This is a genomic window from Krasilnikovia sp. M28-CT-15 (genome assembly GCF_047159595.1).
Classification (GTDB): domain Bacteria; phylum Actinomycetota; class Actinomycetes; order Mycobacteriales; family Micromonosporaceae; genus Actinoplanes.
This window is the reverse complement of sequence record NZ_BAAGAK010000001.1, coordinates 1,881,600-1,902,643: the sequence shown is the minus strand read 5'-3', so window position 1 is coordinate 1,902,643 and position 21,044 is coordinate 1,881,600. Positions and strand designations below refer to the sequence as shown.

23 protein-coding genes are annotated in these 21,044 nt (G+C 71.8%); 10 read left to right on the top strand and 13 right to left on the bottom strand.

Features of this window, described 5'->3' with window-relative positions; genetic code table 11:
• Positions 1-5 precede the first annotated feature (5 nt).
• Positions 6-578 (top strand): hypothetical protein, encoded by a 573-nt coding sequence (locus tag ACMCNO_RS09120; RefSeq protein ID WP_412748969.1) that lies wholly within the window; start codon positions 6-8, stop codon positions 576-578.
• A gap of 41 nt (positions 579-619) precedes the next feature.
• Here ACMCNO_RS09120 and ACMCNO_RS09115 read toward each other — a convergent pair whose 3' ends face one another.
• From ACMCNO_RS09115 to ACMCNO_RS09095, 5 genes are all read right to left on the bottom strand, one after another.
• Positions 620-1,099 (bottom strand): ribose-5-phosphate isomerase, encoded by a 480-nt coding sequence (locus tag ACMCNO_RS09115; RefSeq protein WP_412748968.1) that lies wholly within the window; start codon positions 1,097-1,099, stop codon positions 620-622.
• A 24-nt stretch (positions 1,100-1,123) separates the two neighbouring features.
• A complete protein-coding gene (locus ACMCNO_RS09110; protein WP_412748967.1) occupies positions 1,124-2,044 on the bottom strand; it encodes an alpha/beta hydrolase in 921 nt (306 codons plus the stop codon).
• Positions 2,045-2,059: 15 nt separating this feature from the next.
• Positions 2,060-3,250, bottom strand: coding sequence for a DUF1015 family protein (locus ACMCNO_RS09105; RefSeq protein ID WP_412748966.1), 1,191 nt, complete (start codon positions 3,248-3,250; stop codon positions 2,060-2,062).
• Positions 3,251-3,279: 29 nt separating this feature from the next.
• Positions 3,280-3,546, bottom strand: a complete 267-nt coding sequence (locus tag ACMCNO_RS09100) for a hypothetical protein (protein WP_412748965.1) — start codon at positions 3,544-3,546, stop codon at positions 3,280-3,282.
• 63 nt (positions 3,547-3,609) lie between these two features.
• The gene (locus ACMCNO_RS09095; RefSeq protein WP_412748964.1) at positions 3,610-4,236 is read right to left on the bottom strand and encodes a disulfide bond formation protein DsbA; all 627 of its coding nucleotides are present in this window, start codon (positions 4,234-4,236) and stop codon (positions 3,610-3,612) included.
• Between the two features lie 186 nt (positions 4,237-4,422).
• On the opposite strand from ACMCNO_RS09095, the gene pepN reads away from it, so the two are divergent.
• Both pepN and ACMCNO_RS09085 read left to right on the top strand, forming a co-directional pair.
• Positions 4,423-6,981, top strand: coding sequence for an aminopeptidase N (gene pepN / locus ACMCNO_RS09090; RefSeq protein ID WP_412748963.1), 2,559 nt, complete (start codon positions 4,423-4,425; stop codon positions 6,979-6,981).
• Between the two features lie 92 nt (positions 6,982-7,073).
• Positions 7,074-7,655, top strand: coding sequence for a Uma2 family endonuclease (locus tag ACMCNO_RS09085; RefSeq protein WP_412748962.1), 582 nt, complete (start codon positions 7,074-7,076; stop codon positions 7,653-7,655).
• 10 nt (positions 7,656-7,665) lie between these two features.
• On the opposite strand, the gene ACMCNO_RS09080 is transcribed toward ACMCNO_RS09085, so the two are convergent.
• On the bottom strand, positions 7,666-8,112 hold the full coding sequence (locus tag ACMCNO_RS09080; RefSeq protein ID WP_412748961.1) for a DUF5130 family protein: 447 nt from the start codon (positions 8,110-8,112) through the stop codon (positions 7,666-7,668).
• Positions 8,099-8,389 carry a hypothetical protein gene (locus tag ACMCNO_RS09075; protein WP_412748960.1) on the bottom strand — a complete coding sequence of 97 codons (291 nt, stop codon included), beginning with the start codon at positions 8,387-8,389 and terminating at the stop codon, positions 8,099-8,101. Before ACMCNO_RS09075 ends, ACMCNO_RS09080 begins: the two co-directional genes overlap by 14 nt.
• Positions 8,390-8,579: 190 nt before the next feature.
• Here ACMCNO_RS09075 and ACMCNO_RS09070 point away from each other — a divergent pair, with 190 nt between their 5' ends.
• Together ACMCNO_RS09070 and ACMCNO_RS09065 are read left to right on the top strand one after the other, a co-directional pair.
• Entirely contained in the window at positions 8,580-9,071 is a 492-nt protein-coding gene (locus ACMCNO_RS09070) for a hypothetical protein (protein ID WP_412748959.1), read from the top strand.
• An 8-nt stretch (positions 9,072-9,079) separates the two neighbouring features.
• Entirely contained in the window at positions 9,080-9,886 is an 807-nt protein-coding gene (locus tag ACMCNO_RS09065) for a class F sortase (protein ID WP_412748958.1), read from the top strand.
• Positions 9,887-9,960: 74 nt separating this feature from the next.
• Here ACMCNO_RS09065 and ACMCNO_RS09060 read toward each other — a convergent pair whose 3' ends face one another.
• Complete coding sequence (locus ACMCNO_RS09060; RefSeq protein WP_412748957.1) at positions 9,961-10,506, bottom strand: HNH endonuclease; 546 nt, start codon at positions 10,504-10,506, stop codon at positions 9,961-9,963.
• Positions 10,507-10,750: 244 nt separating this feature from the next.
• Between ACMCNO_RS09060 and ACMCNO_RS09055 the strand changes: the two genes are divergently transcribed.
• From ACMCNO_RS09055 to ACMCNO_RS09040, 4 genes are all read left to right on the top strand, one after another.
• Entirely contained in the window at positions 10,751-11,806 is a 1,056-nt protein-coding gene (locus ACMCNO_RS09055) for a mechanosensitive ion channel family protein (RefSeq protein WP_412753656.1), read from the top strand.
• Positions 11,807-12,031: 225 nt separating this feature from the next.
• The gene (locus ACMCNO_RS09050; RefSeq protein ID WP_412748956.1) at positions 12,032-13,480 is read left to right on the top strand and encodes an MFS transporter; all 1,449 of its coding nucleotides are present in this window, start codon (positions 12,032-12,034) and stop codon (positions 13,478-13,480) included.
• Positions 13,481-13,512: 32 nt separating this feature from the next.
• Positions 13,513-13,950 (top strand): globin, encoded by a 438-nt coding sequence (locus ACMCNO_RS09045; protein ID WP_412753655.1) that lies wholly within the window; start codon positions 13,513-13,515, stop codon positions 13,948-13,950.
• A 93-nt stretch (positions 13,951-14,043) separates the two neighbouring features.
• Complete coding sequence (locus tag ACMCNO_RS09040; RefSeq protein ID WP_412748955.1) at positions 14,044-15,318, top strand: delta-60 repeat domain-containing protein; 1,275 nt, start codon at positions 14,044-14,046, stop codon at positions 15,316-15,318.
• A gap of 87 nt (positions 15,319-15,405) precedes the next feature.
• On the opposite strand, the gene ACMCNO_RS09035 is transcribed toward ACMCNO_RS09040, so the two are convergent.
• From ACMCNO_RS09035 to ACMCNO_RS09015, 5 genes are all read right to left on the bottom strand, one after another.
• Positions 15,406-15,987, bottom strand: a complete 582-nt coding sequence (locus ACMCNO_RS09035) for a YbjN domain-containing protein (protein WP_412748954.1) — start codon at positions 15,985-15,987, stop codon at positions 15,406-15,408.
• Positions 15,988-16,133: 146 nt separating this feature from the next.
• Positions 16,134-16,775, bottom strand: coding sequence for a hypothetical protein (locus tag ACMCNO_RS09030; protein ID WP_412748953.1), 642 nt, complete (start codon positions 16,773-16,775; stop codon positions 16,134-16,136).
• Positions 16,772-17,185: an acyl-CoA thioesterase gene (locus tag ACMCNO_RS09025; RefSeq protein ID WP_412748952.1), complete on the bottom strand. Its 414-nt coding sequence runs from the start codon at positions 17,183-17,185 to the stop codon at positions 16,772-16,774. The genes ACMCNO_RS09030 and ACMCNO_RS09025 overlap by 4 nt, the downstream gene beginning before the upstream one ends.
• Positions 17,178-18,854: an energy-dependent translational throttle protein EttA gene (ettA, locus tag ACMCNO_RS09020; RefSeq protein ID WP_412748951.1), complete on the bottom strand. Its 1,677-nt coding sequence runs from the start codon at positions 18,852-18,854 to the stop codon at positions 17,178-17,180. The genes ACMCNO_RS09025 and ettA overlap by 8 nt, the downstream gene beginning before the upstream one ends.
• 163 nt (positions 18,855-19,017) lie before the next feature.
• Positions 19,018-19,530 (bottom strand): hypothetical protein, encoded by a 513-nt coding sequence (locus tag ACMCNO_RS09015; RefSeq protein WP_412748950.1) that lies wholly within the window; start codon positions 19,528-19,530, stop codon positions 19,018-19,020.
• A 102-nt stretch (positions 19,531-19,632) separates the two neighbouring features.
• On the opposite strand from ACMCNO_RS09015, the gene ACMCNO_RS09010 reads away from it, so the two are divergent.
• On the top strand, positions 19,633-21,042 hold the full coding sequence (locus ACMCNO_RS09010; RefSeq protein WP_412748949.1) for an alpha,alpha-trehalose-phosphate synthase (UDP-forming): 1,410 nt from the start codon (positions 19,633-19,635) through the stop codon (positions 21,040-21,042).
• Positions 21,043-21,044: the final 2 nt, after the last annotated feature.

Genomic DNA, 21,044 nt, shown 5'->3' with positions numbered 1-21,044 from the left:
GCGGCATGGGCGAAACCGAACGTCGGCGCCGACGCGTGCGACCATCCTCGTCCGCCGCCACCACCACAGGCGCCGCCACCACCGGCGCTGACGCCGGCCCGGCCGACACCGCCGGCCCGGCCGACACCGTCACTCCGGCCGACGTGGCCGGGCGCGCCGCCTTCCCGGCGACCACGGAGGCGCCGGTGAGCCCCGAAGCCGCGGCGGCGACGACGGCGATCGGGGACCCCGGCGACGACCGTGGGAGCACGGCACCCACGGCCGTCCGGCGCGGTCCCGGCGGGCGTGTGCCGCGCGGCGGCACCCCGCGCACCGCACCCGGGAGTGGATCGCGGCCGGTGCCCGGCGGTGGCCCCCGGCCCACCTCGGGCGCGGGTGCGGGCGGGGCGGACGACCGCGAGTCCGAAAGGGGGCTTCGCGGGTTGGTCGGCTCAGGGTCGTCGCAGGTCAGCCTCAGCGCCGCACTGCGGGCTCGGGACGCGGCCCGCCCCACGGCAGAGCAGCTGGCCGAGGCGGATGCCACCCTGACGATCGTCCGCCGCCACTGGACGCCCCGCGAGGACCAGCCGCGCCGCTGACTCCGCCCTACCCGGCCCCGGGGAACGCCCGGCGCGGAGGCTCAGGACCCCGACGACGGCAGGGGCGGCAGCTCGCGGGTGCGCTCGTAGTCGGCAAGCTGGGCGATGCGCCGCACATGCCGCTGATCGCCCGAGAACGGCGTGCTGAGGAACGCGTCCGCGAACGTGGCCGCCTCGTCCAGGGTGTGCTGGCGGGCGCCGATCGCCAGCACGTTCGCGTCGTTGTGCTGGCGGGCGAGCTGGGCGATCTCCACCTTCCACGCCAGCGCCGAGCGCACCCCCTCGATCTTGTTGGCGGCGATCTGCTCGCCGTTGCCCGATCCGCCGATGACGATTCCGAGACTGCCCGGGTCGGCCACCACCGAGGCACCCGTCTTCAGGCAGAACGGCGGGTAGTCGTCCTCGGCGTCGTAGCCGTGCGGGCCGACGTCGACCACCTCGTGTCCCTGCTTGGACAGGTGGTTGACGAGGTGGTTCTTCAGCTCGTAGCCGGCATGATCCGAACCCAGGTAGACGCGCATGACCCGCAGTCTGTCAAACCGCGATCAGAACGTCAGCGCGGCCCGCAGGGTGACGGCGATGTGATCCGCGGCGCACCGGGCCGCATCGAAGACCGCGAGTTTGCGGGCGAAGCCGTGGTTGACCCCCGCGTACCGGACGTGCACCACGGGGACACCGGCGGCCAGCAGGGCGTCCGCGTACTCCGCCCCCTCGTCGCGCAGGACGTCGAACTCGGCGGTGATCAGCAGGGTGGGCGGCATGCCGGACAGGTCCGGTGCCGCCAGCGGCGCGACGTCGGGGCCGTACCGGTCCGTGGGGTCGGGGGCGAACGTCTCCCACGCCAGCCGCATCGAGGCGCGGTCCAGGCCGTAGCCGCCGACCTCGTCGTACGACTCCGCGGCGGTCATCGGGTCGATCGCGGGATAGACGAGCACCTGGTAGTCCAGCGGGGTGCCCGCGTCGCGCTGGCGGCGGGCGGCCACGGTGGCCAGCTGGCCCCCGGCGCTGTCCCCGCCGATCGCCAGCCGGGACGCATCGACGCCCAGGTCGGCGCCCTCGGCGCGGACGAAGCCCAGCACCGTCTCCACGTCGCGCAGGGCGGCCGGGAAGACGTGCTCCGGCGCCAGCCGGTAGCCCACGGACAGCACCGCGCAACCGGACCGGTCGGCGATGCGGCGGCACAGCCGGTCGACGGTCTCCACACTGCCGTACGTCCACCCGCCGCCGTGCAGGTAGACGAAGACCGGCGCGCCGTGCCGGGCCGCGTACAGGCGGCACGGGACCCCGCCCGCGTCCACGTCGGCCACGACCGGCAACGGGACGGCGGGACCGCACTCGGCCTCGTTGGTCTCCTCCATCGCCAGCCGCACGAACCGCAGCAGCGCGTGCGGGTCGGCGTCGAGCAGGTCCGCCGGTGGCCGCCGCCGGATCCGCAGCGACTGCTCGACCTGCGGGTGCAGCCCCACGGCCCGGCCCGCCCGTCAGCCCAGCTCGGCCAGGACCAGGCCCGCCCGCGCCTTCGGGGTGAACCAGGTGCTCTTACGCGGCAGCTTCTGCCGGGCCAGGTTGACCGCCACGAAGTCGTCAACCGTCACCGGGGCGATCAGCACGGCCAGCTCCGCGCGGCCCGCGTCGACCTCGCCGCGCAGCCAGTCGGCCGAATAGTCGCCACCCACGTACGAGATCCGCTTGTCGCCCGGGTCGAGCCCCAGCACGTCGCGCAGCAGGACCCGCTCGACCAGCGCGTGATCCAGGTTGTCGACCGCGGGCGCACCCGCCGCCTGCGGCAGCAGCACCGAGTACGAGCGGCCCTGGACGTACAGCTCGACGGCGCCCTTGGCGGGCACGGCCGCGGGGCGCGGCAGCTCCTCGACCTGCGCGCCCGCCGCGCGCAACGCGGGCAGGAAGTCGCCGACCGGCAGCTCGGCCACCAGGCGGTTGTACGGCTGGATGGCGACCGACTCCGGGGTGGTGACCACCGCGAGGAAGCGGGGCAGGCCACCGGTCTGGGCCGCGAGACTGCGGTGGTTGCCGTCCGCGACGACCAGTTCGCCGCCCCCGGCCAGCGCGGTCAGCTCGTCCTGCAACGGGCCCGCGGGGATCACCCAGATGCTGTGGGTACGGCCGGACTGGTCGGTGTCGGTCGCGGCGGGCTCACCGGCCGTCGCGGCGGCGGCCGCGAGCGCGGCGTGCAGTTCCGCGCCCCGGCCGGTCTGCAGCAGCAGAACCGGCGAGAGCAGGGTCCGCAGCGTCTCGGCCAGGGCCACCCGCTCGCGCACCTTGGCGATGAAGACGTCCTCGTTGCGGATCACCAGGCCGGGCTCGTCGGCCGCGGTGGAGATCTGGTCGGTGTCGACCATGGCCCACAGGCCGTAGCCGGTGGGCTCGCCCGGGGCGGCGATCCGGTACAGGACGACGACCTGCTCGGCGGCGGTGTACCCGCCGCGGGCCTGCTCGGCGGCGAGCCGGGCGGCCGCGTCGGGCAGCGCGTCGAGGAACGACCTGCCGAGCGACTCGGGCGCGCGGTGCGGCATCTCGACCGCGAGCGCGCTGTGCGGGTTCGCGGCGATGATCTCCGTGATCTCGGCGTCGTCGGCGAACTCGTCGTAGTTCTGCGCGCCGGTGCCGCCAGTGGTGATCCAGGCCCGGCTGATCGGGTGCACGACCGTCATGGCACGCAACCTACCGGCGGGCCGTACGGTCAGTGCGCGCGGGCTGCGCGGCGGTGCCGTCCCGGGGCGGAGCTGGGCCGTGGCTGTCCCGGCGCGGCGTGCCGGGGGCCGTCAGGCCCCGCGCCGTCTCCGGGATCGCCCGGGGGAACCGCGTCGGTGCCCACCGGCCCGAGCGTGACCACCACGGGCGGGGCCACCATCTCCGCGAGTTCGGGCGGCAGGGCCGGGCACACGCTCGCCCAGGCGCCGCGCTGCACGGCGACCGCGGTGCTGGCGACGCTGTCGGTTTCAGACATCGGAGCCTCCGGTCGGGTGGTGATACCACCACTCAACGCCGACCGGAGGCCTCCGGTGGTGAATCAGTCGAAGATCGGACCGATGTCGCGGGAACGTTTCAACTCGAAGAAGCCGGGCGTCGCGGCGACCAGCAGGACCCCGTCCCACAGCCGGCCCGCCGCCTCGCCCTTGGGCGCCGGGGTGACGACCGGGCCGAAGAACGCGACCTTCTCGCCCGGCACCGGGCCCGGCGCGTGGATCACCGGCGTGCCCACGTCGGTGCCCACCGGCTTCATGCCCGCGTCGTGGCTGGCCCGCAACGCCTCGTCGTGGGCGTCCGTGCTCGCCGCGGCGGCCAGCGCCGGGTCGAGGCCCACCTCCGCCAGGGCCTCGGTGAGCAGTTTCTCGTCAAGCTCGTATTTCTGCAGGTGGATCCGGGTACCCAGGGCGGTGTAGAGATCGCGCAGCACCTCGGGGCCGGCGGCCTCGGCGGCGGCGATGCAGACCCGTACGGGTCCCCACCCCTTCGCCATCAGCTCCTGGTACTGCTCGGGAAGATCACGGCCGGCGTTGAGGACGGACAGGCTCATCACGTTGAATCGGACATCGAGCGGGCGGACCTTCTCGACCTCCAGCAGCCAACGGGACGTCATCCACGCCCACGGACATAGGGGGTCGAACCACATGTCGACGGTGGCACGTTCAGTCATGAACCGATCCTCCACCCTCCGCGTTGGTGGCGTGGAGGAAGATCTCCCCCGCGCTCGGTGAAGTGCGCCACCCAGGGACCGCATAGGGTGTCGTGGAAAACTCGGGTGGGGGCGCGCCGCTCCCACTCGCCGCAGCCGCGACAAGCCAGCGCAGGGTGCGGAGATTCAGCATGAGGAGAAGGCAACGTGGCCGGAGTTCGGAACCTGACCCAGGTGGAGGCGGCGGAGCGGGCCCGCCTGCTCGAGATCACCGGGTACGACATCTCTTTGGACCTCACCGACGGTTCCGGCAATCCGGGTGAGAACACGTTCCGGTCGGTCACCACGGTCACGTTCCGCTGCTCGGAACCCCGGGCGGCCACGTTCATCGAGGTCGCGGCGGTCGGCCTGCACTCGGCGCTGCTCAACGGGGCCCCGGTCGACACCTCCGGGTGGTCGGCCGAGAAGGGGCTGACCCTGACCGGGCTGGCCGCGGAGAACACGCTGAGGGTCGAGGCGGACTTCGCGTACTCGGCCAGCGGGCAGGGCATGCAGCGCAGCCTCGACCCGGTGGACAAGGAGATCTACCTCTACTCCCAGTTCGAGACCGCGGACGCCCAGCGGGTGTACGCCTGCTTCGACCAGCCCGACCTGAAGAGCTCCTTCACCTGGCACGCGACCGTGCCGGCGCACTGGAAGGTCATGTCGAACATGCCGGCGGAGCGCACCGAGCCCGCCGGGCCCGGCGCCAAGACGGTCCACTTCCCGCCGTCGGTGCGGATGAGCTCGTACATCACCGCGCTGTGCGCGGGGCCGTACCACGAGGTGCGCGATTCGCACGACGGCATCGACCTGGGCGTGTACTGCCGGGCGTCGATGGCGCAGCACCTGGACGCCGACGACATCTTCCTGATCACCAAGCAGGGCTTCGACTTCTTCCACCAGCACTTCGGGGTCCGCTACCCACTGCCCAAGTACGACCAGCTGTGGGTGCCCGACTTCAACGCCGGCGCGATGGAGAACTTCGGCTGCGTCACCCACGCCGAGGCGCACTACATCTTCCGTTCCCAGGTCACCGACTACGAGTACGAGCAGCGCGCCAACACGATCCTGCACGAGCTGGCCCACATGTGGTTCGGTGACCTGGTCACGATGCGCTGGTGGAACGACCTGTGGCTCAACGAGTCGTTCGCGGAGTGGGCCAGCCACTGGTGCAACACCCAGGCGACCCGGTTCACGGACGCGTGGACGACGTTCATGTCGATGCGCAAGAACTGGGGCTACCGCCAGGACCAGCTCTCCTCGACCCACCCGGTCTACTGCGAGATGCCCGACCTGGAGGCCGTGGAGGTCAACTTCGACGGCATCACGTACGCGAAGGGCGCCAGCGTCATCAAGCAGCTCGTCGCGTACGTCGGGCTGGATCCGTTCCTGGCCGGGCTGCGCACCTACTTCCAGCGGCACCAGTGGGGCAACGCCACCTTCGACGACCTGCTGACCGAGCTGGAGGCCGCCTCGGGCCGGGAGTTGCGCAAGTTCGCCGCGCAGTGGCTGGAGACCGCCCAGGTCAACACGCTGCGCCCGGTGGTGGAGATCGCCGACGACGGCACGTACGCGCGGGTCGCGGTGCACCAGGAGGCCCCGACCGCCTACCCGACGCTGCGCACCCACCGCATCGGCGTCGGCCTGTACGACCTCGACGGCGACCGGCTGGTGCGCCGCGAACTGGTCGAGGTCGACGTCAGCGGGGAACGCACCGAGCTGACCGGGCTGACCGGCAAGCGCGCGGCCGACGTGCTGCTGCTCAACGACGAGGACCTCACGTACGCGAAGCTGCGCCTGGACGAGCGTTCCATGGCCACGGTCGTGCGGCACATCGGCGGCTTCGACTCCTCTCTGGCCCGGGCGCTGTGCTGGGCGGCCGCCTGGGACATGGTCCGCGACGCCGAGCTGGCCGCCCGCGACTATGTGGCGCTGGTGACCAGCGGCCTGCCCGCCGAGCAGGACATCAACCTGGTCACGGTGACGCTGCGGCAGGCGGCCGGCGCGGTGGCCCTGTACGCCGACCCGGCGTGGGCACCGACCGGCTGGGCGACGCTGGCCCAGCTGGCGAAGGAGGCCGTCGCCGCGGCCGAACCGGGCAGCGGCTTCCAGCTGGCCTGGGCCCGGGCGTTCATCGGGGCGGCGCGCAGCGACGCGGACAAGGCCACGCTGCGCGGCTGGCTCGACGGCGCCGGCGTGCCCGCGGGGCTGACCGTGGACACGGAGCTGCGCTGGTCGCTGCTGCACGCGCTGGCCGCGCTCGGTGCGGCCACCGACCAGCAGATCGAGGACGAGCTGAACGGCGACCGTACGGCCAGCGGCGAGCGGGAGGCCGCGCTGGCCCGGGCGTTGATCCCGACCGCCGAGAACAAGGCGCAGGTGTGGGCGCGGCTGACCGGGCCGGAGAAGCTGCCGAACTGGCTGCACCGCTCGCTGCTGCAGGGCTTCCAGACGTCCAGCCAGGTGGCGCTGACCGCCCCGTACGCGGCGAAGTTCTTCGACGTGGTGGGCGACGTGTGGGCCCACTCGGACAGCGAGCCGGCCCAGGAGTTCGTGGAGCTGGCGTACCCGGTGTACCAGGTCAGCGAGGAGACGGTCGCGTTGACCGACGCCTGGCTGGCCCGCGGCGGGCATCCGCAGTCGCTGCGCCGTCTCGTGGCCGAGGGCCGCGACGGGGTGCTGCGAGCTTACAAAGCCCGCCTCCGGGACACCGGAACTGCCTGACCCGACCTGACGAAGGCGGCCCCTACCGGGGCCGCCTTCGTGTCGACCCTGCCTGTTGACCACCCTGCGTGAGTACGCTGACACTCCGCGATATGGAGGTGGTCGGCGTGATCATGGGTCAGGGCTCACTGGCACGGTGGACCGCGCCCGGCGGTCTATGGACCAAACCCGACCTGCACATGTTCCCGCAGGACGGGCACCGCTACGAGATCGTGGACGGCAGCCTGCACGTGACGCCGCCGCTGGACGGGGCGCACGAGGCGGCCGTCCGGGCCCTGGTCACGACGCTGCGGGGCGCGGCACCGCCCGGCTGGTGGGTATGCGCCCGGCAGGGCATCCAGGTCGGCGAGAGCAACCTCATCCCCGACGTCACCGTGCTCCGCCCGCAGTCCTCGGGGGCGACCTGGACCAGCCCGGCCGATGCCGCACTCGTGGTGGAGGTGGAGTCGGCGCCCTCACGCCGCTACGACCGCCTGCTCAAGCCGGCGCTGTACGCCGACGCGGGGATCCCGCGGTACTGGCGGCTGGAACTGGACGAGGACGAGCCCGCCCTGCACGTGTACGTGCTGCAGTCCAGCGCCGGCTACACGCACGAGCGCACCGTGCGGGGTGTCGAGCTGACCATGCTCGACGCGCCGTACCCGGTGCGGTTGGCGCCTTCGTCCTGGGTCTGACCCGGTCGGGTCAGTGCCGTCCGGCGTGCGAGGCGAGTTGGTCGAGGCCGGAGATGATGCCGCCCGCCAGGTCGCCGCCCGCGAAGGACGCCGCCATCGACAGCGCCGCCAGCTTGGCGTCCCGGTCGGAGATTCGCTTGCGCGCCTCCGGGCCCGTGACGATCTCCAGCACCCGCTGGTTCGGCGACAGGGCGACCAGCACGGCGGTGGTGCTGCGCTCCAGCTGGGCGTGCAGCTTCTCCGCGGCCTGGCGCACCGGCTCGTCCAGCTCCCCGATGTAGACGCTGAAGGTCAGCCCGGTCTGCTGGTCGGCCACGCGCAGCGCCTCGTCGAGGCGCAGCAGCTGCCGCGTCGTGAAGGGACCGTCGAGCGCCGCGGCGCTCTCGGCCACCGTCTTGGCGATCTCGCTGCTGGGCTCGTGCTCGGTGGCCAACAGCTGCGCCTCACCAACCGTCACTTGCGCCTCCTACGGGACCGGGCAGCACGCGCTCACCCTGGGAGTTCTCCAGTACGCCGGACTCCAGCGCGGGCCGGGTGCCCGCATTGGGGAGCGCCGGGCTCACCTGCTCCGGCGCGGCGAGAAACCAGATCGGCTGGAAATCGTACGGCCGGCCCGGGCGGTACCGCCGGTCCCGGCGACCCCGGTCGCTGCCCGCGAACGTCAGCCCGAAGACGACCCCGATGATCGCGGCCGGGATGGCCACGAAGACCAGAACGGTGCTAGTAATCGACAACCTCAACGCCCCCAGGCGCCCATGTGCCCAATGATCCGAACGCCATCACGGTAGCGGAGCGCAGGTCGTCCCAGACGGTCGGGTCTCGACCCGGTGTCTCACGCCGTAGGGATCTCGGCGAAATGGCCCCTCGGGTGCGAAAATCACCCTCGCGCGCCGTTCCTGCCTGCGACGGCGGTGAGGGGGAGTCATGCGAAAATTCGTCGCCGCCGCGGCGCTCCCGTTGAGCCTCGGCATCCTCGTCGTCCTGGCGCTGGGCGTCGCTCCCGCCCTCGCCCAGGGCGTGTTCGTCGAAACGAACCCCAGTACCGCCCGCGCGGGTGACGAGATCTCCGTCCGGGCCAGTTGCACGGACAACCTCCAGGCGGCCGCGGTGAGTTCCGACGCGTTCGCGACCGTCACGGCGGCGCCGAACTACGGCTTTCTCACCGCGACGACCCGGGTGCCGCCAGCGACCCCGCCCGGCGCGTACGAGGTGCGGCTGGCCTGCCCGGACGGCAAGAAGGCGGCGAGCACCCTGCACGTGGTGACGAAGGTCGAACCGAGTCACGGGCCGGCCACCGGTGGGGGCGGCACCGCTCCCGACCGCGTGGCACCGGCACTCGTCGGTGGCGGGACGGCCGCCGTGCTGGCCGGGCTGCTCGTCGCCGCGGTGGCCTGGCGCCGCCGCCGGGCCGGCTGAGGCGCGCCGTGCCACCGGGCACGTCCCGCCCCCGCGCGGCGATCGCGGGGAGATTCGCCACGGCGCGCCCCCGCACGGCGATCGCGGGGACGTTCGCCACGGCCCGCCCCCGCCCGGCGATCGCCGGGCCACCGGCCGGGATCGTGGTGCCGCCCCAACGGCGGCGGCCCCTGCCGCCACCGCCCCGGGTACGGGGGCGCCGCCCGTTCCCGCTGGGGATACTCGCGGCCGCGCTGGTCTTCGTCGGCCTGTTCTGCCTCAGCGCCGGGCTCGGCACGACGACGGGGTTCGACCTGCGCGATCTGTTCCGCGGGCCGGACAAGCCGCCGCCACGGGCGTTCCCGGTGTTGGAGCCGAGCCCGCCGGTACGGCTGACCATTCCGGCGATCAAGGTACGGGCACCGATCCTGGACGTCGGTCTCGCGGCGGACGGGTCCGTGGACGTGCCGCCGGTGCAGCGGCACCGCGAGGCGGGCTGGTTCCGGGAGGGGCCCACCCCGGGCCAGTTCGGGCCCGCGCTGATCGTCGGGCATGCGGACACCCGTACCGGGCCGTCGGTGTTCCATGATCTCGGCCGGATGCGGCCGGGTCAGCAGATCGAGGTGTTGCGCCGCGACCGCAAGGTGGCGGTCTTCGAGGTCAACTCGGTCGAGCGCTTCGCCAAGTCCCGCCTGCCCGTCGACCGGGTGTACGGCGACTACCGCCGCCCGCAGCTGCGGCTGGTGACGTGCGGGGGCAGGTGGCTGGGCGGCGCCCGGGGCTACTCCGACAACGTGATCGTGTTCGCGTCCCTGGTCGCCACGCGCGGGAGCTGAGCCGGGCACCGCCGACCCGGGCCCGCTGAACGGCAGGGTCGGGCTGAACGGCAGGGTCGGGCTGAACGGCAGGGTCAGGCCGCCTCGGCATCCATGGGGGCGGCGGGCAGGTCGAGCCAGTCGGCCCAGCGCGGGTCCGGGGTGCGGTGGCCCAGGACGCGCCAGGCCACCCCACGCGGCGCCGCGGGCGCCGCGTGCAGCCGCCAGCCCAGCTCGGCCGGGGTCTTGTCGCCCTTGCTGTGGTTGCACTTGGCGCACGCGGCCACGACGTTCTCCCAGGCGTGCAGGCCGCCACGGCTGCGCGGGAAGACATGGTCGATCGTCTCGGCGGAGCCACGGCAGTACGCGCAGCGCCCGCCGTCGCGGGCGAAGATGGCCCGGCGGGACAGCCCGACGTGCGTGCGGTACGGCACCTTCACGTACCGGGTGAGGCGGACCACCGACGGGACCGGCAGCGTCCGGTGGGCGCTGTGCAGCAGGCCGTCACCGTCGGAAACGCACTCAGCCTTGGCGGTCAGCACCAGGATGGTCGCTCGACGCACCGATACGACGCACAGCGGCTCGTAGGTTGCGTTCAACACCAACGCGGAAGAGCCCACTGCGGGTCGTATGTCAGGCATCGCGATTCACCCTTCCGGAGTAGGTGCTGTCACGGCTCCCATGGCTTGACGTGCGTGCGTGGTCGGCTGGTCACCGGCGGAGACACAGCGCCGGATCTCCGGTGTCCGTGCGCCAATAGTCCCTGATGAATGACGGAATTGCGAGCACAATCTGTGGCTGGCTCATGAACGTCCGACCACCGGGGTGAAAGATGTCCGGTTCCAGCTCCCCCGCCCGGGGCGGGTACGGTACAGACCCGTGTTGCTGCTAGCGCCTCCCTCCTCCCCTGCCCCCACGGCGGAATTCACCGCGCCGACGGTCGACGACTGCAAGACCGACTGGTTGTGCCACAAGGTTCTCGATCTGACCAACAACCCGAACCTGGCCCTCAGTAGCTACGTGGTCATCGTCAAGCCGGTTCGGATCCTCGCGATCATCCTGGTCGCGTTCCTCATCCGCTGGTTGCTGCATCGGACGATCCGGCGCCTCACCCTCACCGGCTCGCGGGCCGCGGTTCCCGCGCTGCTCAAGCCGTTGCGGGAGCGGGTGAAGGACACCCCCGACGGGCAGTTCGTCCCGGAACGGCGCCGGCAGCGCGCCGAGGCCATCGGGTCGGTACTGAGCAGCCTCGTCACGGCGGTCGTCTTCGGCACCGCCGCCCTGCTGGTCATCAGCGAACTCGGGTTCGACCTGGCCCCTCTGCTGACCGGCGCCGGGATCCTCGGCGTGGCCCTTGGTTTCGGGGCGCAGAGCCTGGTCAAGGACCTCATCGCGGGCCTGTTCATGCTGCTGGAGGACCAGTACGGCGTGGGCGACTCGGTCGATCTGGGCGACGCCACCGGGGTGGTCGAGACGGTCGGGCTGCGCGTGACCACGGTCCGCGACGCCCGCGGCGTGCTCTGGTACGTGCGCAACGGCGAGATCGTCCGGGTCGGCAACAAGAGCCAGGGCTGGGCGATGGTGGTCATCGACCTCCCGATCGGCTTCGTCAGCTCCGAACAGGCCGAATCGGTGCTGCGCGAGGCGGCGGTGGCCTTGGCCGACGACCCGCAGCACGCCACGGAGTTCCTGGAGCCGCCGGAGGTGGTCGGCGTGGAGCAGCTCACCGTGGACGGCGCGGTCATCCGGACGATCGCGAAGACGACCGCGGACGGCCAGGCGGTCGTCCAGCGGGAGCTGCGCCGCCGGTTGGTGGACGCCTTGGAGGAGTCGGGGCTCGCGCAGCAGATCGCCGCGTCCCGGCTGGCGCCGCGGTCGGCCGTACCGCCGCGGGCGGGTGCCGCGCCGGAATCCGACACTCGGCCCGGCGGAGCCACCTGAGCTGCCCGGATCACCCATCGGGGGATGCCTTGATCAGCCGAAAGGTCGGCGGTCCACCCGTACGCCCTAGCCACGAGTCGGACGATCGGGCAGAATCCGCAGGAGCATCTGCACATGCACCGTCACGTTCCGCGCAGGGCTCACCGGGCGCAGGGGCACACCAGGCGCAGGGGCTCTCCGCGGACCTGCCCGGCAGCCGTCGCATCCGACGGCCGTCCGCGAACGATGGAGGGCCTGGTGTCCGACGACACACCCGCCGCGCCTTCGGGAGACCCCCCCGACGGGCGGACACCGGAGCGTCCGGTCACCTTCCGGGACGTCTTCGCCGTCCGGGAGTACCGCGCCATGTATCTGGCGCTGCTGGTGAACTGGGTCGGCGACTACCTGGCCCGGGCCGCGATCACGGTGCTGGTGTATCAGCGCACGGAGTCGGTCATGCTGTCCGCCGCGTCGTTCGCGATCGGCTATCTGCCGTGGATCGCCGGGGGTCCGCTGCTGGCGGCGCTCGCGGAGCGGTATCCGTACCGGCGGGTGATGGTGATCTGCGACGTGTCCCGGATGGGACTGATGGCGCTCGTGGCGGTGCCGCATCTGCCGGTCTCGGCGCTGCTCGTCGTGGTCTTCCTCGCGATGCTGGCCGCCCCGCCGTCCCAGGCGGCCCGTTCGGCGATGCTGCCGCTGATTCTGGGCCGCGACCGGCTGGTGGTGGCCCTGGCGGTCAACACCACGACCGCGCAGGCGGCGCAGGTGTTCGGCTACTTCGCCGGCGCGACCATCGCCGCCGCGGTCAACCCGCGGCTGGCCATCGCGCTGGCCAGCGTGGCCTTCGGCCTTTCGGCACTGCTGCTGCTGAGCGGGGTCCGGCCCCGCCCTGCCGCGACCAGTCCGGCGCAGCGCAACCACCTGCTGCGCGAGACCGGCCAGGGCTTCAAGAAGGTGTTCGGCGATCCGGTGCTGGCCGCGATCGGCGGGCTGGCGGTGACGCTGACCGTGTTCGCGATCGTGCCGGAGGGGCTGGCCGCGGCGTGGGCCACGCAAGGTAACCCGGACCCGGCAACGCGCGGTCTGCACCAGGGCATGATCATGGCGGCCGGGCCGGTGGGGTGGGTCATCGGCGGCGTGCTGATCAGCCGGTTCGTCCGGCCCAGCGTTCGGCAGCGGCTGATCCGGCCGCTGGCGGTCGCGGCGCCGCTGGCCCTGGTCCCGGCGCTCACCTCCCCTCCGACCCAGATCGTCGCGTTGCTGACGCTGCTGTCCGGCGTCGCCCAGGGTGGCCTCCTGCCGACCCTCAACGCCATGTTCGTGCTGGCCCTGCCGCACGGCTTCCGGGCCCGCGCGTTCGCGGTCATCCAGGGCAGCATGCAGCTCGCCCAGGGCGGGGCCGTGCTGGCCACCGGGCTGCTGGCCGAGCGCGCTCCGGTGCCCAAGGTCGTGGGTTGGTGGAGTGTCGGCGGCGTCCTGCTGATGGCCGCGCTGGCCGCCAGGTGGCCGCGGCCGGGCCGCTTCGAGGCGGCGATCGCGGCTGCCGCCGCGGCCTCCCCCACGGAGGGTGCCGCTACGCCGTCCACCCCCATCCCGCCCGTCTCCCCGCCGAGAGAGCGCACCGCGGGTAGGCGCCCGCGCTCGACCGGCGTCGCGTCCGGCACGGGAGCGGCTGGCACACTGGACGGGTGAGTGCAGCGAATGATCAGCCGAGCACCCTGTCGGTGACCCCGGCGGCCGGGACGGATCCGGCCGCCGCCGTACCCGAGGAGGCGAGCTTCTTCGCCGCCGTCGGTGGTGAGCGGACGTTCCGCCGGCTGGTCGACAGGTTCTACGCCGGGGTGGCCGAGGATCCCCTGCTGCGCCCGATGTATCCGGAGGAGGATCTCGGTCCGGCCGCCGACCGGCTGGCGCTGTTCCTCATGCAGTACTGGGGTGGCCCGAACACGTACTCGGCCCAGCGGGGCCATCCGCGGCTGCGGATGCGTCATGCGCCGTTCCGGGTCGGGCCTGCGGAGCGTGATGCCTGGCTACGGCACATGCGGGTGGCGGTCGACTCGCTGGGGCTGCCGGAGCCTCACCACTCGGCGCTGTGGGACTACCTGGAACGAGCGGCGTATTTCATGGTGAACACCATGGATTCGGAAGAAATGCCGCACTAAGCGCATCCCGGCACGGCCCTGGCTCGTTGAGCATGTGTCCGACCGTGTCGCGCCGCAATCCGGCGCTCGCGGACCCGAGCCCAGGAGCCGCCCATGCGCCGCCGCCTGCTAGCCGCCGTCCTGCCCCTGCTCGTCCTGCCGCAGCTCGTCCTGTTCGGTGCCGGCACTCCCGCGCTGGCCGACCTGGCCCAGCCGGCGATCGTGTCCACCAACCCGGTCGACTTCACCCCACACGTGCTGGACGGGACGGTATGGACCATCGCGGTCGTGGGCGACACCGTCGTGGTCGGCGGTGCGTTCACCCGGGTGCAGGACAGCGCCCGCAAAGTGACGTACGCGCGGAAGAACATCTTCGCGTACGGGCTGCGTGACGGCGCGATCCGGTCGTTCGCTCCGCAGGTCGACGGCGCGGTGTACGCACTCGCGGCGGGCCCGACGAACACGGTCTACGTCGGCGGCGTGTTCAAGACGGTGAACCGGGTCGCCCAGCGCGGCCTGGCCCGGTTGTCGGTGGCCACCGGGGCCCGCATCACCACGTTCACCGCCAAGATCAACTGGGGTGACGTACGGGCCATGTCGGTCTCCGGCGCCCGCCTCTACGTCGGCGGCACCTTCTCCGCGATCAGCGGCAAGGCCCGGGTGGGCCTGGCCCGGCTCAGCATGGCCAACGGGGCGCCGGATCTGGGCTTCGACCCGAAGCTGTCCGCCCCCGGCCTACCCCGTGCCCGCGTCGAGCACTTCGACATCTCCCCGGACGGCCGCAAGCTCGTCGCCGTGGGCGCACTGCTGCGGGCGAACGGCCTGGACCGTGCGCAGATCGCCATGTACGACGTGTCCGGCGCGGGCGCCGTGGTGACGGGCTGGTACACCGACGTGTACAAGCAGCAGTGCATGGCCGGCTTCGAGACCTACCTGCGCCAGGTGAAGTTCTCGCCGGACGGCCAGTACTTCGTGGTGGTGGCCACGGGGCGGGCGGCCTCGCCCACCAGCATGTGCGACTCCGCGGCCCGGTTCGAGGCGACCGGCGACGGCGCGCACACCCCGACGTGGGTGCAGCGTACCGGCGGGGACTCGCTGTACGCGGTGGCGGTCACCGGCCCCGCGGTGTACGTCGGCGGGCACCAGCGCTATCTGGACAATCCGTACGGGACGGACACCGGTGGCCCGGGGCCAGGGGCGGTGTCCCGGCCCGGCATCGGCGCCCTGGACCCGGCCACGGGTGCGGCGCTGCCGTGGAATCCGACCCGCACGCGCGGGGTCGGCGTGCGGGTGTTCGTGGCCCTTCCGGGCGGTCTGATCGTCGGCTCGGACACGACCTCGCTCGGCAAGGAGTACCACGGCCGGATCGGCATGTTCCCGATGGCGTGACGCGTGCCGGCGCCCTCGACCGGCCCGAGGGAGTTCCGGACACGAGAAAGGGGCCCCGGCCGGGGCCCCTTGTCACGTCTGGAGCGCCTACAGCAGCGCACCCTCGTCATGGAGCCAGTCGACGAAGGAGGTCGCCACCGCGGCACCGCAGTCGAGCATCTCGACCAGCAGCGCGTCGTGCGCACCGGAGTTGAGCGGCACCTGCAGCTCGGCGTATATCGGCAGCTGGCCCCGCTCGGTCGGGTCGCCGACGTACGCCTTGCAGAAGCGCCGGGTGTGGTTCCATTCGTTGACCACGCGATACGCCCGGTCCGCCCAGTCGGGCGGGACTGTGGCGTGCGGACGGGCACGCATCACGAGGATCTCGTCGTCGGGCCCCTCGAGGGTGAACAGCACGGCGTGCCGCTCCCACATCGCCAGCAGGCTCCCGCCACCATCGGCGAGGAACCGGATGTCGAGCAGGTCGAGGGACTTGCCGATCCGCTCCAGCGTGACCGGCGCGACATGATCGGGTTGGTCGATCGTGGACAGATCGGCCGCGGGACCGGACTTTTCGGGCTCCCGCTGGGCGGGGACTCCGACGCGGACGCTGCTCTGCAACGCCACTTCGCCGCCGGTCTGCGGCCGGCTGCCTCCGGTCGATCCGGGACGCCATGACCACCACGGCATCGTTGTGCACCTCACTCCCCAGAGGCCCTCGCCGGACGTAGCGGTGGACCCGGAGGCAGACGGTACCCGTACAGGTCCCGGAGGTCATCCCCCCAACGAGAGGGCGAAACCGGATGGCCGACTCTCCATCACCCGAACGGGTGAGTCTATATGGGCCTAACGGTCAGCTCAGGAACTCGCTGTAGCCACGCGACTCCATATGGTGCGGAAAGACCCACCCAGCGTCCCGCCACGCACACTCGTGTGTCCGGGCCGTCCACATCGGCCGGTCCGAGGAAGCCCATCCGGGACACCGCCTGCACGAGCCGCTGCGGCACCTCCACCCGGCCCCCGTCCGCCGGGGTGACCACCAGCGCCACATGGTCCAGCAGCGCGTCGCGCACCGCCCGCTGGCCGACCGACCGGTCACCCAGCGCACCGGCCGTGACCGCGCGCAGCGTACCGGCGGCGGCCGCCGCCAACCGGGCCAGCTCGGCCGTCGACACCGACTCGACCGGGCGGACCCCCGCCGGGGGCAGCGGCCAGCGCCACGCCGAGTCCCGGCGGGACGGCAGCCCGGTGTCACCGCGCGACAGCGCGTCCAGCAGTTCGGCCGCCGACACCGTGGCATCGTCCGGGCCCGTCCCGGCCACCTCCCGGGTGACCAGCACCCCCCAGGGCAGGACGGCCCAGAGGGCGGTGCGGTCCCCGGACGCGCGCAGGCGGACCGGGGCTGCGGGATCGAGCCGCGTCAGCCGGGCCAGGTACGCCCCCGCGTCCGCCACCCCGGCGAGCCCGTGTTCCCTCACGGCGCCACGTACGGGGCGAGAAACTCCCGCTCCTGCGAGGTGAGCCGGCGCGGATGCCCGTTCTTCAGGTCGTACGGGACGCAGACGGACTTCGCCCGGCTGGCCAGCACGTCCGCGTCGAACAGCTCGTACGAGACCGTGAACGCGGCCGCCCGCAACTGGGAGACCCACATCTCGACGCGGACCGGCTCGCCGTAGTCCACCGGGCGCAGGTAGTCGATCTCGTGCCGGGCGATGACGATGCCCTCCTCGAAGGAGGTGAATCCGCGCGAGCGGGCGGCGGTGAAGAACATGGCGACGCGCGCCTCCTCGTACAGCGTGAGGAAGCGCGCGTTGTTGACGTGGCCGTACGCGTCCAGATCGGACCAGCGCACGGCCGCGTCGTAGACGAAGCGTTTCGAATCAGTCACGCGTCAGCTTGCGGTACGTGACCCGGTGCGGGCGGGCCGCCTCGGCGCCCAGACGGTCGATCTTGTTCTTCTCGTACGCCTCGAAGTTGCCCTCGAACCAGAACCACTTGTCCGGGTCCTCCTCGGTGCCCTCCCACGCCAGCATGTGGGTGGCCACCCGGTCCAGGAACATCCGGTCGTGGGAGATGACCACGGCGCAGCCGGGGAACTCCAGCAGGGCGTTCTCCAGGCTGGACAGCGTCTCCACGTCCAGGTCGTTGGTCGGCTCGTCGAGCAGGATCACGTTGCCGCCGATCTTCAGCGTCAGCGCGAGGTTCAGCCGGTTGCGCTCACCGCCGGAGAGCACCTTGATCGGCTTCTGCTGGTCCGGGCCCTTGAAGCCGAACGCGGCCACGTACGCCCGAGAGGGCATCTCGACCTTGCCCACCATGAGGTGGTCGAGGCCGTCGGAGACGACCTCCCACACGGTCTGGTCGCCGCCGAGCCCGGCGCGGTTCTGGTCCACGTACGAAAGCTGGACGGTCTCGCCGACCCGGACCGTGCCGGAGTCCGGCTGCTCAAGCCCGACGATGGTCTTGAACAGCGTGGTCTTGCCGACGCCGTTGGGGCCGATGATGCCGACGATGCCGTTCCGCGGCAGCGAGAACGACAGGTTGTCGATGAGGACCCGCTCGTCGAAGCCCTTGACCAGGTCCTTGGCCTCGATGACGGTGTTGCCCAGGCGGGGACCCGGCGGGATCTGGATCTCCTCGAAGTCCAGCTTGCGGGTCTTCTCCGCCTCGGTGGCCATCTCCTCGTAGCGGTCCAGGCGGGCCTTGCTCTTGGTCTGGCGCGCCTTGGCGTTGCTGCGCACCCACTCCAGTTCCTCGGACAGGCGCCGCTTGAGCTTGGCGTCCTTGCGGCCCTCGACCGCCAGGCGGGCGGCCTTCTTGTCCAGGTACGTCGAGTAGTTGCCCTCGTACGGGTACGTCCGGCCGCGGTCCAGCTCCAGGATCCAGTTGGCCACGTTGTCCAGGAAGTACCGGTCGTGGGTGATCGCGATGACCGTGCCCGCGTACTTGGCGAGGTGCTGCTCCAGCCACTGCACGCTCTCGGCGTCCAGGTGGTTGGTGGGCTCGTCGAGCAGCAGCAGGTCGGGGGCCTCCAGCAGCAGCTTGCACAGCGCGACCCGGCGGCGCTCACCACCGGAGAGCTGGCTGACGTCGGCGTCCGGCGGCGGGCAGCGCAGCGCGTCCATGGCCAGCTCGAGCTGGGAGTCGACGTCCCACGCGTCGGCGTGGTCCAGCTCCTCCTGGAGCTTGCCCATCTCCTCCATCAGCTCGTCGGAGTAGTCGGTGGCCATCTGCTCGGCGATCTTGTTGAACCGCTCCAGCTTGGCCTTGGTCTCCGCCACCGCCTCCTCGATGTTGCCGAGGACGGTCTTGGCGTCGTTGAGCTTCGGCTCCTGGGCGAGCATGCCGACCGTGAAGCCGGGCATGAGCCGGGCCTCGCCGTTGCTCGGGGTGTCCAGGCCCGCCATGATCTTCAGCAGGCTGGACTTACCGGCACCGTTCGGGCCGACCACACCGATCTTGGCGCCCGGCAGGAAGTTCAGCGTCACGTTGTCGAGCACGACCTTGTCGCCGTGCGCCTTGCGCGCCTTTTCCAGGACGTAGATGAACTGGGCCACGGTGCGCCCTACCTCCGTGATCGTGATTGCGGAGCCGGATGCAGCTACGCGGACCGGCCGAGGTCGGGGCACAATCTTTCCACCCCGCTGAACCTGCCCCCACGTCAACCCCGTCGAGACCGCCTGGATTCCCCCGGGCAGGCCGCCGCGGTCCGCCCGGTGATCACTGGGGAACGGCGTTCTGGATCTCCTCGCGCCCGTCCTTGTAGATGATCCGCAGCCGCTCCGCGGTCACCTGGAACACCGTGCCGTCGTCGGCCGTGACCTCGAATTCGTCGCCGTGCTGGCGCACCTTGGGCATGAACAGGGCGGTCTGGCGTTCGATCCACGGCGCGGACTCGCCGCCCCGGTTGGCGTGGTAGTACAGCTGTCCCGCATCGTCACGGCAGATCCAGATCGCGGAGGTACGCGTACGCACCAGCAGGGCGATGCGCAGGGTGCCGGACGCGGCGAATTTGGCGCCCATGTTCTGGGTTTCCGGCCGGCAGGCCGGCTCGCGCTGAACACCCGCCGGAATTGTCTGGTTCTGTGATTGCTTGCCGGTTTCGCCCTGCCCGCGCCAGGAGGCCAGCGCCAGTCCCGCCGACACACCGATGATGATCAGAAAAACGGTGGCAATGGCCACAGGGATGAACAACGGCCTGCGCGCTGGGGAAAGATCGTCGGACAGCTCCACCGGACAAGGATGGCACCCGACCGCCATCCCACGGCAAGCCCCACCCCGCTACGCACAGTAGGCTCGGCATAGGGGAAGAAACGACCCGGAGGTGCACTCAGCGTGGCCGAACGCAGTTCCTTCGTCGTAGTCGCCAACCGCCTGCCCGTCGACGAGGTCACCACCACCGACGGCGAACGGCAGTGGCGTCCCAGCCCAGGCGGTCTGGTCACCGCCTTGCACCCGGTGCTCGTCCAGCGCCGCGGCACCTGGATCGGATGGGCCGGCGGGGACGGCGACGCGCCGGAGCCGTTCGAACTCGAAGGCATCCGGATCCACCCGGTGCCGTTGAGCGCCGACGAACTGGAGCGCTACTACGAGGGCCAGTCGAACGCGACCATCTGGCCCCTGTACCACGATGCCGTCGAGACGCCGGTCTACAAGCGGCGCTGGCGCGAGGCGTACCGGGTGGTCAACCAGCGCTTCGCGCGGGCCGCCGCCGAAGTGGCCGCCGAGGGCGCCACCGTGTGGGTGCAGGACTACCAGCTCCAGCTCGTGCCCGCGATGCTCCGCGACATGCGGCCCGACCTGCGGATCGGCTTCTTCCTGCACATCCCGTTCCCGCCCATCGAGCTGTTCATGCAGATGCCGTTCCGGGCCGAGGTGCTGCGCGGGCTGCTCGGCGCGGACCTGGTCGGCTTCCAGCAGCGGCTGGCCGCGCAGAACTTCGTCCGGCTCGCCCGGCACCTGCTCGGGCTGCGCTACGAGGGCCAGTCCATTCAGGTGGACGGACGGAAGGTCAAGGCCGGGGCGTTCCCGATCAGCATCGACACCCGCGAGATGGAACGGATGGCGGCCGACCCGTCCGTGCAGGCCCGGGCCAAGCAGATCCGGGCCGAGCTGGGCGACCCCGAGACGATCATCCTGGGGGTGGACCGGCTCGACTACACCAAGGGCATCGAGCTACGCCTCAAGGCGTTCCGCGAGCTGCTGGCCGACGGCAGACTGACGGTCGGCAAAGCGATCATGGTCCAGGTGGCGACGCCCAGCCGGGAGCGTGTCGAGCACTACCAGACCCTGCGGGTCCGGGTGGAGCGCGAGGTCGGCCGGATCAACGGCGAGTTCGGCAAGGTCGGCGTGCCCGCGGTGCACTACCTGCACCAGTCGTACAGCCGGCAGGAACTCGCGGCGCTGTACGTCGCCGCGGACGTCATGATGGTCACCCCGCTGCGCGACGGCATGAACCTCGTCGCCAAGGAGTACGTGGCCTGTCGCGCCGATGCGGGCGGGGCGCTGGTGCTCAGCGAGTTCGCCGGGGCGGCCACGGAGCTGCGGCAGGCATTCCTGTGCAATCCGCACGACCCCGACGGGGTCAAGGACGCGCTGCTGCGCGCCGTGGGTGCGGAGCCCGCCGAGCAGAAGCGGCGCATGCGGGTCATGCAACGGCACCTGCGCACCCACGACGTGGCGTCGTGGGCCCGCTCGTTCCTCACCGAACTCGGCGCCACCGACGAGTCGGCCACCGAGCAGTAGGC